This window comes from Pseudoalteromonas sp. Isolate6, assembly GCF_022398435.1.
Classification (GTDB): Bacteria; Pseudomonadota; Gammaproteobacteria; order Enterobacterales; family Alteromonadaceae; genus Pseudoalteromonas; species Pseudoalteromonas galatheae.
Window position 1 is genome coordinate 1 of record NZ_JAKEVK010000096.1, and the last position, 16,509, is coordinate 16,509.

Sequence of the window (16,509 nt, forward strand, 5' to 3'; positions counted from 1 at the left end):
AATTCTTTATTACCTTAGAGCCCGTGCTCAAAGTAAAAGCACTAAATCAGCCACACTTTTCCATCCTGATGTCTCATTCTTTGAGAGGTTGCGCTTAAGTGGGAAGGAATCTTCAATATTAAATTCTTTATTACCTTAGAGCCCGTGCTCAAAGTAAAAGCACTAAATCAGCCACACTTTTCCATCCTGATGTCTCATTCTTTGAGAGGTTGCGCTTAAGTGGGAAGGAATCTTCAATATTATTATGGAGTTAACATGCAAGGGTTAAAGTCTCTGTGCGTTTTAGCATCGGCAATCAGTTTGCACTGTCATGCCACTGAGCGGGTTTCTTTGTTCAATGACACGCAAAAAATTGCACCAACATCATTACACCAAGCCACCGCAAATAATGCTCCAAGTCATGACCAAAACTATTTATTAATGCTTAAGACATTTGCTGCGCAATATGCAGGACACTCTCTTGCATTTAGTCAAAGTCAAGATGGTGACAAAAGAAGTCATACAATCACTCAGAAATATAAGAATATTCCTATTTGGAATCATGACTTTGTAGTCCTTACCGATGAAAGTGGTGCTGTTGAGCAAGTATATGGCGACCTTGTCGTCAATGTCGCAAAAGACTTGCCTAATTTATCCCCCGCATCTCAGGATCAGCTTGACGCAGCACTAGAATCCGCCATCACAGAATTTCCAGCTGAGCGACCAAGGATCTACCGACGCAGCTCCGTTGAAGAAGTCATTTACATTGATACTACTGGCAAAGCACGGCACGCGGCAAAGCTGAGTTTTTTCACCGACTTTCAGTCCGGGCCGTTTAAACCGCAGCGCATTCTATCTTTTATCGATTTAACCTCAAATGAAGTTATTTTCCAAGCAGATGTATTGCAACGAGCAGTGCATGAAGGAGGCAGTGGTCCTTCAGGCAATGATAAAGTTGCACGTCCGGATTATAAGCAAGCAGATTACGTTTCATACCCACCTAAGACATTCGTTGTGGCGATGGAAGCGAACGCTCAACAAACTTACTGCTTATTCGATGCACAAAATGTCGAAACAAGAAACTACAATCACAGTACAGCACAGGTTGACTCACCCTACCGCTACGATTGCTCGAATTCGACCCGTAACGATTACAAAGATTATCATGGTGCCCGCTCAGCACTGAACGATGCCCATCATCACGGACAAATCGCTAGCTTGATGTTTGAGGATTACTTAGGCCACAAGCCCTACTTTAATAAGAAGATAATTCAAAATGTTCACTACGGACTCAACATGGACCAAGCGTTTTATGAAAACGGTGAAGTCTATTTTGGCGATGGAGATTATCTCTTCTACCCAATGGTCTCTTTGGATGTAGTCGCACATGAAATTGCCCATGGCTTTACGGAGGAGTACGGCTCCAGTACACCAAAATCAATGTTGACCGGTCAAGCACGCGCCATCAATGAAGCGTTTTCTGATATGGCGGGCGAAGCTGCCGAATTCTTCTACTCTGGAACAAATGATTGGAAAAGTAACCACGAGACATTTCGCCATGATGACGCATTACGCTATTTTGAAAATCCCAAATTAGATGGCAACTCAATTGATCACATTGATGACTATGATGACTCCATTACCTCACACCATGGTGCAGGGGTATTTAACAAAGCGTTTCATTATTTAACAACGGCTACAGTTGACGGTGAGACCTCACCTTGGAACACAAAATATGCCTTTATTTTGTTCGCCAATGCCAATAAAAGCTGTTGGACCGGGAATAGCACCTACCTAACGGCTGCAGACTGTGTAATGCGACAAACTCATACTGTAAGTGACAAACTGCGTCAAGATGGGATAAAAAAACAAGATGGTGCTGACTGGCAAGCCACAGAATTACAAAATCATGTACGCAAAGCTTTTGCTCAAGTGGGGATAAACTTAAAAGTAAATAGTGGGCTAGAAAGTGAACTTGGTTTTGAACGTAAATTCCTAACGCTCGATTTCAAGAACTTAACGCGGAAAGATGGTCAGCAGGTAACGATTTCCAACCGTGATGGTTGGCAATGGAATTGGAACTTTGGTGATGGCAGCGCACAAAGTAGTGCATTTGAGCCAACACATAACTTTGCCACCACAGGTGTATTTAATGTAGCACTGACCGCAACAGCTCCATCAGGCCTGATTGACACTTTTGTGCTCCCAATTGAAGTGTTTGACAGCTACTGCTCAGCTCAAGGGGTAAACCATAGTAAATATTATCTTTCGTCGGTTTCATTTAACGATTACAAAAATGACTCTACTTCTAGTAATTATAGCGATTACTCTCAAGACATAATAGAAGTCAAAGATGGCAAAGCGCTAACAGTAACCCTAGTCGCAGCGCCACACCCAGATACTCAAGATAAAACCAAGAACTTCTATGTGTGGTTGGACAAAAATAACGACGGTTTATTCCATAAAACCGATGAGCTGGTGCTATCAGGAAGCAATAAAACTCAATTAACGGGTGAAATATCCTTAAGCGGCGAGCTCAACGAGAGCTATCGTGTTCGCACTATGGTGTCATTTGGTATCGTTAAATCGGCCTGTGGTGATATGTCTTGGGGCGAAGTTGAGGATTACACAGTCAAACTCGTTGAAAATAAGGACCCTGTTGAACTGAGAATCACTGCCAACCAAGGTGTCAACGTCATTAACTTCGATAACAGTACCGTTGATGCGCGTGTTAAACGTTGGAAGTGGGAGTTTGGAGATGGTACAACCAGCTCTGTAAAATCCCCCTCACATCAATATGCTAAGGCTGGTAGCTATGCTGTAAATCTAAAGGCATACGATAGATTCAATAGCGAAATTGGTAGCTGGATGAAACAAGTTCAGTTCAATACTACGATCACCGCAAGATTTACTCCGCGCAAGTCGGGTAACACTGTCTATGTAGACACCAATCAAAGCGTTATGCCTCAAGGTAGCACGGTACAGTGGCAATTTGGAGATGGCACGACTTCTTCTGTTCAAAATACTCAGCATACCTACCAAACTGATGGAGAGTACACCATTACACTGACAATAAGCCATGCCGACGGCGAAAAATCCGTAAATGAAACCATCAAAATTGGTGAGAGTAGCTTCACCCCACAGGTCAATTTCACGGTGAGCGAACAAGCAGATGGTACATTTAAGGTAACTTTTAATAACACAACAGCCAAACCAGATAATACCGCTTGGAACCCTCGTATCACTCTAGAATGGGATTTCGGGGACGGAGTAACGCACAATCAGAGTGGCAATTTCGGCCAAGATGCGGAACATACGTATCAAACTGCTGGCACCTATACCGCCAGCCTAACAATCAGTTACGACAAACCTTGGTGGGATGACTGGGGAGACCGAGTCACTGGCACTAAAAATATGTTATTGGAACTGAAACTAACCCAACCTGTTGAATATTGCGTAGCAACTGGGATCACAGACTATGAGCACATTAATACTGTGACGTTCAACCAAGACGGGCCGTTTAGCAATGCGCAGCAGCCTGGTGTGGTAAACCCTAACAACCCAATCAAATTGTACGCCACTCAAAACAATACTTATCGTTTTGAAGCGGGCTATGCCGGCAGCGAAAAATTTGCAGAGAACTACCACGTCTGGATTGATTTAAACGGCGACGGTCAATTTGGTGATGGTGACTGGCGTAACAACAAATCTGAGCTGCTTATCATGGACTTTGATCAAACCAATCAAGACTTTGGCAAAGGCTATGTTGAAGGTGAGTTCAGCATTCCAAGTAATAAGTTGTCACAGCCCGTCACGACAACTCGGATGAGAATTTTGCAGTATTACGGATTTAGCAGAGTAAATAGTATTGATCCTTGCTCTGACTATAGCAGTGCCGCTACCTCGGGAAGCGGAGAAATTGAAGACTACCTAGTAGAAATCCATAAAAATTAAGGAAAATCAAATGAACAAATTTAATAAGAAGATATTTATACCTCTCGCAGTTGCGCTCGCGGTGAGTAATGCGGTAGCGGCAACAAATACCTTTGAGTCCTCAGTTGACATCGAGGTAGCCGCGTTGAAGTCAGGCCCTGCTACGTTAAACGGTCAGGCCATTACAACTCCTGATGAATTCGGGATCCGCAGATTGGATATGAGCAATCCACAACATTATCAACTAGCGAAGTCTCGCTTAAATTTAGCTGGCCGTGATGAAAGTAAATTTCCACAATTACATAAAACATTAGAGGTTGCCAAACAACAGCAGCTAATGGCAAAGAACAGTGTACAAACAACGCCCCCTCCCCCGGTAAGTGAAACTGAGGTAGACATCATTAAAGAAGCACATTTCTTTCTTGATATGAACATCGCCATTTCTGCAGATACCAATGAACCATACGTCATTGTAAGAGCAAAAAGCACACGCTTTGGTGGTACGCAAGCGACCTACATCGATCTACTGCTTGAAGACGGACAAGGTAATCAGCTTGCGCCACTTGGCTCTACATTGAATGTGCTTGATGGTAAAGATACGACTGCAGTCTCAACTATTTCACTTAAGTCATTGAAAGCAAACTTCCCTAACATCGACACACTTTATGCAAGCTCTTACGTTGAACTTGAACACGAAGACGGCTCGATAAGTTCTACTATAAAATATACCGAGTATCCTTTCTCATGGGAACACGCAGAAGCAGTCTATGGCGCAATTGCAAGCAACGATGCGAACAATAAAGTTGCATCTGAAATGAGTATTATGCCCGCAGTATTTGATGGTCGTCCAAAGTATAACGCCACAGCACCTATCGATAAAAACAACGATGCGGTGATCAAGGTGTGTTTAAACCGTAACCATGCAGACTGTGATTATATGCCAGATCAAGTGGGTGATCCGAACGAAATTACCGATGTAAATATTCCATTTAATGGTGAGCTACGTGTTCCTCATGAAATCTTAGAGATCTACCCAACTACAGGTGATTTGCCTAACGGTATAGATGAGCCGACCAACATTTATTTGCAAGAAGGAGTGTACGGTGGCGCAACAAAACAAAGCTATCGTGGCATTAATAATTCAATTAAGCAGTTTTCAGACTATTTAGAGTTTGAAGTCGACACTGTGAACAAAGAATCCATTATTCGTTGGAACATCCCCCGCGATGAAGGTCGTTTTGGTAATGCAAAACTATTTTCAAATATTGCTACGGCAAACTGGTATATGACGTTTGCAGTGAAAGGAAACCCTTACTTCAAAACTGGTCGACGCGGTCCTGTCGCCTTCCAAGTTTCACTTACTTCTGAGGCATCAACTCGCTTTGGTAACTTTTACAGTGAAGTACTACCTATGATGAAACTAGGTTACAGCTGTTTAGCTAAGGGTACCCTGATCACGATGGCTGACGGTTCGCAGCTCGCCATTGAAAATATTGGTAAAGGAGATCTAGTGTTAGGTGCGCTTGCTTCAAACGCCGCAGTTAAAGAACCAATGCAGGTTGTTGATGTATCTGTAGGTATAGAAGCAATTAAGATGTATCGCATCAAAGGCGCAGATGGTTCAGACATTTTAATGACTGAAACCCACCCAATTTCAACTTCAAATAAAGGTGTTATTTGGGCAAAAGAGCTTAAAGCAGGCGACCGTATTCTTACAGAGACAGGTTCTGTAATTGTGACGGATGTAACAAAAGAGAAATACAAAGACAAAATCTACAATTTGAAACTAGCGCCTACAGCTGATTCAAAATTTGCTGAATCTCGTAATTTTGCCATGTTTGCAAACGGTATGGCAGTAGGTGATTTAGCGACTCAAGACGAGTTTAACTACAAAGATCAGAATACTCGTATGTCGGAAGAAGAGATACTGCAGCGTTTACCTGAAAAGTGGAAAACTGACTACATCAACAGTTTGAACTAATCAAGACAGCTGGGCCTTTCTGTTTGAAAGGCCATACTTCTCTGTAAGGAATTCAATATGAAATTTACATATTCTCCATTGGCACGCGCCATGGGGGTAGCGGGTCTTTTTGCCTGTAGTTTTGCAGCAACGGCTGATCAAATAGACAATTCTGACTTTGCTACTCAAGCAAGCAACTCTAATTTAGATTCAGTCACACTAGGTACCGCATACCATAGTGAAAAAGAAGGCTTTTATGCGCTGCAAAGCGTGCTTGGTCAAGTCGATGAAACGTATGGCAATACCGAAATGGATTTTGTTGTCGGTGTTGATATGAGCTACAGCCAACTATCTAGTATGTTAGATGGTAACTTAGGTGCAGCACTAGATGTCCCCGTAATTAAAGTGGGTGTTGGCGCCAGCTACTCCAAGCAAAATGCCGCAGATAACTATACTGGAACTTATACATTATTCCTGTCACTAAAACCTAAAAAGCGATTACTGGTTGCCAATCCTCAAACCGGATTTAAGCCAACCCAAGCCGCGCTGGATTTGGCTAATGCAAACCCTGGAGATAAATTCAATAATATTGGTAATGAGTTTGTATCAGCGATTGAGTACGGCTCTCAAGTGATGATCAACCTGAAGTTCCAATACAAAAATGACGAAGATAAAGTCAAGTGGGGTGGCCAGCTTGGGGTTGATTGGGCAGGTAAAGTCAGCGTCAGCGGCAAATTGCAAAAAGTCGATGAGGACGTAAAGCGTAATATTAAAATCACGGTTTCAGCGTTACAACTCGGTGGTGATCCGACTGAGCTGTTGAAGGTAATTCCAAACCAGCTCGTCAACTGTACGATGGAAAATCCTACACCATGTTTTGATGTATTTAAAAATAGCATTAATTACATCAAAACCAACTATATCACTCAATTTGATACATTAGACAAGTACAACGTCAGTCGAGTGTTGACCAATAGCTATACCGACTCAGGGCCTAGCCTTTCAGCGCTTGTTCCTGACGATGTCTATCCAGCAAAGAGTATTCTTACCAAACTTGCACTGAAAAACATGAGTGATGATTGGGTACAAGCAATCCTTGATAACCGCCGTGCAGATAACCTGCTCAATTATTACGCAAGTGAGCTTAGTAATGAGCACAGAACCGCATTGGAAACCATTCGTGATAATGCGCTCTTTAACTCATTTATTCTCGCAGACGCTGTAGATTATTGTAAGCGCAACCCCATTGGAAACTACTGCCGCGATAGAGAGCTACAGACTCGCAATCGCGTTCATCAGTATGACCGTAAATGGCTAGAATTATAAGGAATAAGACTATGTTAAAAGTCATGCTAACCAGCACATTTGTTGCATCACTCGCAGCGACTATCACGCCGCCTGCAGAGGCAAGCTCGACTTTATTTGAATCTAGAGATGTCCTCACGCCTCAGCAAGCGCTTGGTCGTTTCCAATGGCTAGAAAAGTGTTATCCAGGGCTATTAGTAGAGGTTTCAGATAATATCTTTGACCCCACGACTCCAATCCCAAATGAAGAGAAAATCGCCAATCTCAAAAAAGTAATGCTGTATAAAAACAGTGCATTAAGAGCGGATGCTAAATACTTTACGTTTGGTGATGAAGATAATGCAAATCCAAAGAATTGGTTTGCAGGGAAGTCACCGACTACAACATGTTTGCAGATCCCTTCAGACTATCGCGTCAGTGCCGTCTTAGTTGCACCACCCATTCCAAATTACTGCGCAACTAAATCTCGCGAGCGGGCCTATGAGTTCATCAAATCGGTTAAGTTTTCCAATATCGAGAATACCAGTAGCAATACTTTCTATAGCAACTATATAGGTGATACGGCAAAGATTTACGTTGATAAAAGCTACCAGCTCACGTTAACACCCGGATTTAGTGGTACAGAAACATATCCTGAAACTTGGCACGTATTTATCGACTGGAATCAAGACGGTGATTTTAAAGATGCCAAGGAAATCCTGTTTGCAGGGGTATCAGAGCAAGCAATGCAAGTCGAGATCACACCGCCTGCAAGCGCAAAAAAGGGCATGACGAAAATGCGTGTCACCATGGATTACCTCGGTGGCAGTAATGACGCGTGTAAAGAAGTAGACTCCGGTGAGGTAGAAGATTACCTCCTTTACGTGAAGTAATAGGTGGCAACATGAATTTATATAAACATACTATCGCGGCGTTAATGGCCAGTACGGCACCTTTCGCATTCGCGGATTCGGACTTCGTAAATGAAGCTGCATTAATGCAAAAAGCACAAAGTGTAAATACTTTCCAAAGTGAAATTCCAGGCCTGATGAATGACCATGTTGTGCTAGGTACAGCCTACAATAGCGATCAAAAACGCTTCTTGAATGTCCAAACTGTTGCAGGTCAAACCGTTGAAACATTGGGTAATACTCGCGTGCAATTTGAACTTGTCAACAATGGCAGTTACGACGAAGTGCTCCGTCAACTCAACGGTAATGTTGATGTTGATGTTGGCTTTCCTGTTATTCGAGTAAAAGCAGGTGGTCATTTAGCCAAAGAGATGTCATCTACAGAGTTTTCTAATACTTATACTTTTCAAGCATCACTGACACCAAAAAAACGTGTACTAAAGCCAGTAGACGCCAATCTAGGTTACACCTTGACGCCGTCAGGCAATACGCTAGCAAATGAATATCAAAGCAAGCTAATGAGCTTGGCGGGTGATGCATTTATCAGTGAAATTGAGTATGGCGCACAACTCTTAATCAACATGAAAATCGAGTACTTAAGTGAACAACATAAAAGCGAAATTGGCGGTTACTTGGGTGTAAGCTACGGTGCTGGTAATATAGGCATTAGCGTTGATGGTAAGCTTAATTATATTGATGAAGACCTCAAGAAAAGTGTGCGCATTACTGTCAGAGCTTTACAAAAAGGCGGTGATCCAAAGCAACTACTCAGTATAATTCCTAACAATATCATCACTTGTTCGCTCGATAACTACGAGCCTTGTTTTACCCTATTTGAACAAGCTGTGAACTACGCGAAGAATGACTTTGGTGATCAGTTTAATGCGCTATCTGATTACAACGTAGTGCGTTACAAGGCAACGCCTTACGAGATCAGTTCACAAGATGTACGTCGTTTAGATTCGGGTAATAAAGATATTCGCTTTGAAACCACCTACCGTACTTTATGGCTCGAAGACCAATTCAAAAAATCGGTTAATCATGAGCACCGTGCGCGTGGTGTACTTGCGCAATACGCTAGCTGGATGACGGATGTACAACGTCAAAAAGCGGAAGGAGTCCAAGAAGCAGCGTATAACAACGCTTGGATCTACGAGCAGTATGCTAGGATTTGTCGTGATAACCCTTATGGAACAGCTTGTACCGATGCGTGGAATGACTACCTCAACACTTGTAGTGGTAACGGTGTTGGTTGCATTCGCAATTACACACTGGCTGATTTGAATATACCAGCGGATAACATGACGCAATATTTCAAGTGTGAAAATGCACGAGAAGCAACAGCAAACTTTGGTGTTGAAGAAAATCATGTCTCACTCGGATTCAGAAAGCTAGGTTGGGCACCATCATTCGTTGACGCTAACGACCCGGCTTCAGGTGTCATGGTATGGTTGCCCTGTAAAACAGCGCTCCCCACCTATGGAACGGCTTTTGAGAATTAGGAACTAATACTCAATTTGTTCATTTGGGCGAAAAGATAGTAATTATTTTACCAGATGTAGCTATTTTCTCGCCCTTTTCCACAGCAAACCATTTACAGGAATTTATGTATGCACTTGAGAATCATACCCATAGTGCTCTGTGGCCTGTTGAGCTTTAACGCAAATACACACACCTACTACTCGCTAAATACAGAAAAAGAGCAATTGGGACAGGGATTTGAACAGAAACTAGGCATACCACTTGAATCATGCCTAGATGGTCAGTGGCAATTTCAAGGTGGCAGTCTGGGCGATTTAGCTTATCGCGGCGACTTTGACTCCGATACAATGATCAATACCATCACTGGGAGTGTAAAAGCGGGTATAAATTTAGTTATTTTCGGTGGTTCAGCTAAGTTTTCTATGCGCAGGAAAGTAACCAAGAATCGAAATTCTGCAGCTTCTGCGGTCGAGTTAACTTATGAAAAAGGAAGCTATAACTTTGAAAATCGAACGACTAAACCTACCATACTTGAGTTACTTAGCACAGATCCCAATCAAGTAAGGAGTCGTTGCGGAGATAGTTTTATTCACAATATCAAACTCGGATCACGTATTTATGTCACAGCTAAGCTTCACTTCAAAGATCGTACTAAATACGAGTGGTTTCAGACCAAAATAAAAGTGAAATTTCTTTTCTTCAGCAAAACCTTCACCAAGACCAAAGTATTTCAAGATGCAACGCAAGATGCCGTTTATACAATTCAAGTAAACACCGATGGCGGCATGACACCAGAACTGGCAAGGCTAACTAAAAATGGCACCATGCACTGTAAGACCGATAATCTAACTCCTTGTATAACATATGCCGACAGTTTGTTTAGCTACTTACTTGATGGTGGGAACTACGTTAACGACCTTAAAGACGAGCATTTGAATATATTGAAATATGAAGTCGAAGACTATGAAGATTCTGGCCATTATGATTTGGCTTACGCAGGCCTGACAGGAATATCTAATCGCTATATTGCACTATCGGCAAGACTTAGGAGTTACCAAGATCTCGTTTATGATGAAATAGAGAGATTAAATGCGTTTAAAGCCGTGTCTGACGACCCACTTGAAATTGAGCAGCTTACAGCTCGCATTACAGCCCGCAACTCTCAGCGCATTGGACTTGAGCAAGCTGGTGAGTATTGTGCAACATTGCCTGGCACAACTCTATGCGAGAACCGCATTGAATCGGCAATTGCAAACGTTGATTAAACAACACGGTTATTCCGTTATCCGCTCCTCCTTATTATTTTGTTTTCCAACCAATGAGGCTATATAGCCTCGCTTCTCGTTTTAATTATCAATGAGTTATAACGACTCCAGCAAAATGTACCGATCCCTTTTAGTTTATTGATTTTTTGTTTTTAAAGTCCATACCTAAAGCGCATAGCTATACCATTGCTAAAAAACATGTGTAACTATTGGAAACAAGTATTTAAATAAAGTACACTTCTACGCTTTCTGACTATTCAATAAAACAAGATATTAAGATGATCAAAAGCGCTATATACAAAGGAATCGTAACTTCATTGCTTGCATCAACTCTAGCCGCATGTGGCGGTGGAAGTGGCAGCGACAGCAATGATACAGGAACTGACAAACCAGTCACACCTACTAACAAAGCCCCAGTAATTGCAAGCCTAGCACCAATTACAGCAATGGAAAGAGACTCAATCACAGCCGTTGCGACCGTAACAGATGAAGATGGTGCGATTGAAACTTTGCTGTGGGAGCAAACGGCAGGAACAACAGTCGAGCTGATAAATGATAATAGCGAAACGCTCGAATTTCGGGCACCTGACATCAATGAAGCGACCACGTTAACGTTTAAGTTAACTGCGACAGACGATAAAGGGGACTCAAGCTCACAAGAATTAACTGTCAACCTAAGTGCTTACGCTCCACTTTCAAGCTTAACGATTTCTGACACAGCGCTGGCGCAATGTTTATCAGATACACATCAAGACGTAGGTATTTCAGTTGTTGACTGTACAGACTACCCAATTGCAACATTAGCAGGGCTCTCTGGTATTAGTGGTTTATCTACGGTATCTATTAAAAACGCAGAATTGGATAATCTCGAAGAGTTAGCTCAAATTTCTACGCTCACCGCGTTAAAGCTCGATAACGCGTTTGCCGAAGCCCAGGACAACTCAAATAATTATGCACATTTAGAACAAATTAGTAAGCTCAATAAACTTGAGTCGTTGTCTATTGTTGAAAACAAAGAAGATATTTTTGGTAAACAGCTAGCGTTCCAGATGTTAGATCTATCAGGCTTTGCACAGCTTCATACGCTTGAAATAGACAACTACAGTAACCAATATGAAACGATACAACTTAGTCAACTTCCAAGTGACAAGCTCACTCGTTTGGCTTTACGTACTCTAAGCATTGATGATAAAAATACCCTAAAACGCTTTAGTAACGTGCAAAGTTTATCTTTGACATATATAAACGATCTCGACTCACTGTCATTTTTAAGCTCTATACCTAACCTCACAGCATTAACACTTGACAATATCGAAGCCGCTGACTCAACAGCAATAGAAGCCAAAACAAATCTGACAACACTCGTACTCAACAGAACGCAGATTGAAGATTTCTCATTCTTAGAAAAGTTTAGTGAGTTGGAAAAACTAGGTCTTGGTAGTTATTATAATAATGCTGAGTTTGATATCGCGGACATCAGTGGTAATACGAAGCTGACATCCCTGTCATTAAACAATTTAAACGTTGATAATGTCAATGAGCTATCAACTTTTACGGAACTGCAATCCTTGTCTTTGGAGAGGTTAAACCTTTCTTCTCTTAGCTTTTTACAAGCGATGCAGAAGTTAACATCATTGAAGCTCGATCAGTTACGTAACGTTAATGATCTAGGCTGGCTAAGTTTCACACCAAACCTAACCGAATTGTATATTCATGAATTGGATAGTACCGCGGATTTTAGCGCATTGTCTGAGCTTGAAAATATGCGCAACCTCACCGTCGACAGCGATTACTCAAACTTTGCACTAGATACGTTAAGTAAAATGCAAGCATTAGAAACACTTAATCTAGAAGTTAATTTATTTGAGGCTTCAAATGAAGCAACATTACCAAGCTTAAAAACACTAAACGTGAAGAGCAGCAGCTATTCAAACATGGTGAACTTGACTAACTTGCCCGCGCTCGAATCAGTTGAATTATCAAAAGGCCACTATTATGGTAATGAAGAGAAAATCACAACTCTCGATTCTCTAGGTTCAAACTCGAGCTTGAAATCGTTCAAGATCAGCGGCTTTAAAGAGCTAGAAGATATCACTCAGATATCTCAATTTGAAAATTTAGAAACCCTGTGGATTTACTATTCTAAAGCGACTGATATCTCTGAGATAGCATCGTTAACTAAACTTAAATCATTAACATTAAAAAACTTTTCCGAGTTTTTTAGAGCTGACATGCTTGCCAGTTTAAACAATCTGGAAAGACTTGAAATACAAAGTAGTGCCATTTACTGTGATGATCAGGAGCTATTAACATCTCTCGATGGTGTGACAACAAACCTTTCTAACTATAACTGTATTATGAAGCCGGTCGATTTGAGCTTAATTACAGATGCGGCATTTAAACAGTGTATTGTAGATCAAAGGTATCAAGATGCAGTACGTAATACCTCACTCTATTGTAATGGCTCAGCAATTGAATCATTAAATGGAATTACACAGTTTGAAGCAATTAAGACTTTAAGACTGGATGGCTCGGTTAATAGTTCGTTGTTACGAGACCCTAGCTTAGCTCAGCTCCACACCTTACAGAGTCTAGATATCTATAGACTCACAGGTGAACTAACGGCTAAAGCTACACTTCCTCAATCATTGACCTCATTTGAGTTAAATACAAATAGCCAAACCGTATATGACTTCACGCTTTTTGGCTTGCCTACTACTTTAACTTATTTGGACTTGAATGGTACCAAGCTGACAAACTATGGTTCAATTAAAAATTACGCCGAACTTACTCGTTTAGAGTTGGACAATACCAACATTTCGGATCTGTCACCGCTATTCGATTTGACCAATCTAGAATATCTAAGTTTATATAGAAATCCAAATGTCGACTGTGCTCAAGTAAGCAAACTAAAAGAGTCTTTGCCCAATATTTGGCATATCTCGACTAGCTGTAATTAATATTAACGCTAAGCATTAAGCTTCTCAAATAAACACAGCCTCATTGCGAGGCTGTGTTTTATTTCCACAATCACATTCTGTAAATTGTTATCTCGACCCGCTATACTAGCGCAAAAATTTTTTAAGCAAATTTATGGCGCTCAAATCCACCATCATTAAAGCCCAACTATCACTCAGTGATATGGACAGACATGTTTACCAAGACTTTAATTTAACACTAGCTCAACACCCTTCTGAAAACGAACAACGGTTAATGATCCGTTTACTTGCCTATGCACTAAATGCGTGTGAGGGACTTGAGTTTACTAAAGGCTTATGCGCTGACGATGAACCTGAACTATGGGTTAAGAATTACAGCGAAGAGATTGAGCTTTGGATTGAACTAGGACTGCCCGATGAGAAGCGCCTTAAAAAAGCGTGTAATAAATCAAAGCAAGTGGTCCTCTATACTTATGGCGAAAATAATCAGGCGATTTGGTGGCAAAAACATCAGCCTAAATTATACGACTTTAAAAATCTAAGTATTTTCAGTTTGGATTATAGCGCGACTCAGGCTTTAGCCCGGTTAGCAGATCGCAGTATTAAGCTTACCATTACTATTCAAGATGGCGAAGTATGGGTAAGCTCTGATAGCACTAATATTGAAATCAAACCGCAGCAGCTGATGTAACATTCTGCTCTGTGTTAGATGATGTAAATCATTGAAAATTTTATCTCACTGGCAGCAATATCTGCCAGTGATTTGTTAGAGGGACTTTACATTAAAGCTTACGCCATACGGAAGTAGTGTCTGGTTGCTCACCACGGGTCCACCAGCGCGCTTGATATTCAACACCTTGATAACTTACTCTGTCGCCGCCGGTATATGCCTTATTGGCATTCCATGTGTTACTAGCATCGGACTTGTCTACCAGCTCCCACGCATCACTTTGATCGGGCTTTTGACCTTTTACCCACCATTTAGCGCGATAGCTTTTGCCCTGATACACTGCGATATCGCCAGCGGTATATACTTGATCGGCACGCCACGTGTCATCATTTGGCGGTGTACTTTGGTTAGTCACTGTGATAGTAAAGCTAACAGTTTTCTCAAATGTGCCATCAGAGACGGTTACTTGCCCTTGATAGTCGGTATTTTGCTGAACCTCAGGCGCAGTCAACGTGATAGTTGCACCGCTACCGCTGTAGTTCAGTGGCGATGGTATCTGCCATGCAAAGGTAAGCGGATCTTTGTCATCATCAAACGCATGAACATGAAGTGATGTACTTGAGCTCTCTTTTAGCGTGATAGCGGCGGGGGTATGAACCACAGGAGCACGGTTTTGTGGCTTAGCTAAAATTGAAAGGTTAAAAGTGTACTGGGGATCACTGACAAATAGCTGATTAGCAGCGAGTTGCGCAGCATCAAATACAATATTTCCGTCACTTTGTTGTACGCCAATTTGTAACGTATTCGCATGATTATTATTAAGTGTACTGGAAAATTGCGCAGCCCAATGATTGATATTGCTTTGTGTTATGAGCAGCTTTTCTTGTACCAATTCTTGGCCATTACCATCAAAAACCCGTAGCCATACCGTATCGCCTACATTGGCTAGTTGACCCTGTTTGATAAAGAATCCAGCAGACGTCCAACTTACCGGCTCAGTCGGTGTAGTATCTCGTACTATGGTGACGTCGCTACAATTGTAAAAGCCTTCACCTACAACATCATCACGCTGCCAACGCGTATATAAGATAGCATCTCCTCTAAATTTACTCGGCACCGCGATCTGCATTTCATAATAGCGTTTACCATCTGGCGCAACGAAAAAATCAACATTGCCATACTCTTGCACCAGCTCTAAATCTTGCCACCCTAGGGGCTTTGAGCGAATATCCGCTTCCGGTTTGGTAAGATAAAATTGCCAAAAGCTGGGATTATGAGGCGTTGTTGCGCGAAATCTAACTTTGATTTGGTTTTGAGCATCTGGCGTTATCACGGTCCTTTGCCACTCACTCGACGCGATATTCATGCCCGCTTTATTTCTATCGCCACCAGCACAAAGTTGTCCGTCAGGAACAGCAGCCTGTACAGCTTGCAGATTAAAGTAATCGGTAACATTCGCTGCAAACTCATGCTTTTGAACAAACTGCACATGCTCAGATGCTAGGTAAGCTGCTCGACATGCCGCGTTTGGGATATTACTTCCATCTTTTGGCCACCAAAATCCGCCCTGCTCCTCACAAATAGCCTGCCTTGCCTTTGGGCTATCCATATAACCATGTGCAAATGCGTTCGATGCTGCCATGCCAAGTGCCATGGCAATACTGACTGTTAACATAGAGTTTTTCATTTTCTTCTACTCGTATTAGAGAAGTAACTACCGCCACTTCGATTAAGATTAGAATGAGCGAGAATCTGTAGTTGCTTGTCACACGAAATTCAATCTTACTCTGCGCACTAAGATTTTACTCGTTGATAAACACAACTTACCTTGGTCACGCCACTGTCCTTCGGCAGTAAAAAACAACGCTGTCATTTTTTAACAACTGATAAGCTATTGCACGTCCATGGCATGCTCGCCTTAATTTTTTTGTAATAAAAAAGTATCCAAGTTAATTTTATTATGAGCATCAACTCGAATTCGAGGCATTTTACCCAAGCGAAAATCAATAACAATAGATGAGATTATTAATTACATTCAATACTTTATAGCTAGATCAAAAAACACCTTCACGCCATAACTCTGGCC

At 41.7% G+C, this 16,509-nt stretch carries 9 protein-coding genes; 8 read left to right on the forward strand and 1 reads right to left on the reverse strand.

Going from position 1 to position 16,509, the window contains the following annotated elements; genetic code table 11:
* The first annotated feature begins 255 nt into the window (after nucleotides 1-255).
* The 8 genes from L1D50_RS13695 (at nucleotide 256) to L1D50_RS13730 (ending at nucleotide 14,444) form a co-directional block, all read left to right on the forward strand.
* A complete protein-coding gene (locus L1D50_RS13695; RefSeq protein WP_239966231.1) occupies nucleotides 256-3,933 on the forward strand; it encodes a PKD domain-containing protein in 3,678 nt (1,225 codons plus the stop codon).
* Between the two features lie 10 nt (nucleotides 3,934-3,943).
* Nucleotides 3,944-5,893: a Hint domain-containing protein gene (locus tag L1D50_RS13700; protein WP_239966232.1), complete on the forward strand. Its 1,950-nt coding sequence runs from the start codon at nucleotides 3,944-3,946 to the stop codon at nucleotides 5,891-5,893.
* 57 nt (nucleotides 5,894-5,950) lie between these two features.
* Entirely contained in the window at nucleotides 5,951-7,198 is a 1,248-nt protein-coding gene (locus tag L1D50_RS13705; protein ID WP_128725464.1) for an internalin, read from the forward strand.
* A gap of 11 nt (nucleotides 7,199-7,209) precedes the next feature.
* On the forward strand, nucleotides 7,210-8,049 hold the full coding sequence (locus L1D50_RS13710; protein ID WP_138522866.1) for a GEVED domain-containing protein: 840 nt from the start codon (nucleotides 7,210-7,212) through the stop codon (nucleotides 8,047-8,049).
* Between the two features lie 11 nt (nucleotides 8,050-8,060).
* Nucleotides 8,061-9,569, forward strand: a complete 1,509-nt coding sequence (locus tag L1D50_RS13715) for a hypothetical protein (protein WP_138522868.1) — start codon at nucleotides 8,061-8,063, stop codon at nucleotides 9,567-9,569.
* Between the two features lie 108 nt (nucleotides 9,570-9,677).
* Nucleotides 9,678-10,814: a hypothetical protein gene (locus L1D50_RS13720; protein WP_128725461.1), complete on the forward strand. Its 1,137-nt coding sequence runs from the start codon at nucleotides 9,678-9,680 to the stop codon at nucleotides 10,812-10,814.
* Nucleotides 10,815-11,131: 317 nt separating this feature from the next.
* Nucleotides 11,132-13,774 carry a hypothetical protein gene (locus tag L1D50_RS13725; RefSeq protein ID WP_239966233.1) on the forward strand — a complete coding sequence of 881 codons (2,643 nt, stop codon included), beginning with the start codon at nucleotides 11,132-11,134 and terminating at the stop codon, nucleotides 13,772-13,774.
* A 133-nt stretch (nucleotides 13,775-13,907) separates the two neighbouring features.
* On the forward strand, nucleotides 13,908-14,444 hold the full coding sequence (locus L1D50_RS13730; RefSeq protein ID WP_128725459.1) for a YaeQ family protein: 537 nt from the start codon (nucleotides 13,908-13,910) through the stop codon (nucleotides 14,442-14,444).
* A 91-nt stretch (nucleotides 14,445-14,535) separates the two neighbouring features.
* Here the strand turns inward: L1D50_RS13730 and L1D50_RS13735 are convergent, their stop codons facing one another.
* Nucleotides 14,536-16,110, reverse strand: coding sequence for a lytic polysaccharide monooxygenase (locus tag L1D50_RS13735; RefSeq protein WP_138522872.1), 1,575 nt, complete (start codon nucleotides 16,108-16,110; stop codon nucleotides 14,536-14,538).
* Nucleotides 16,111-16,509 lie beyond the last annotated feature (399 nt).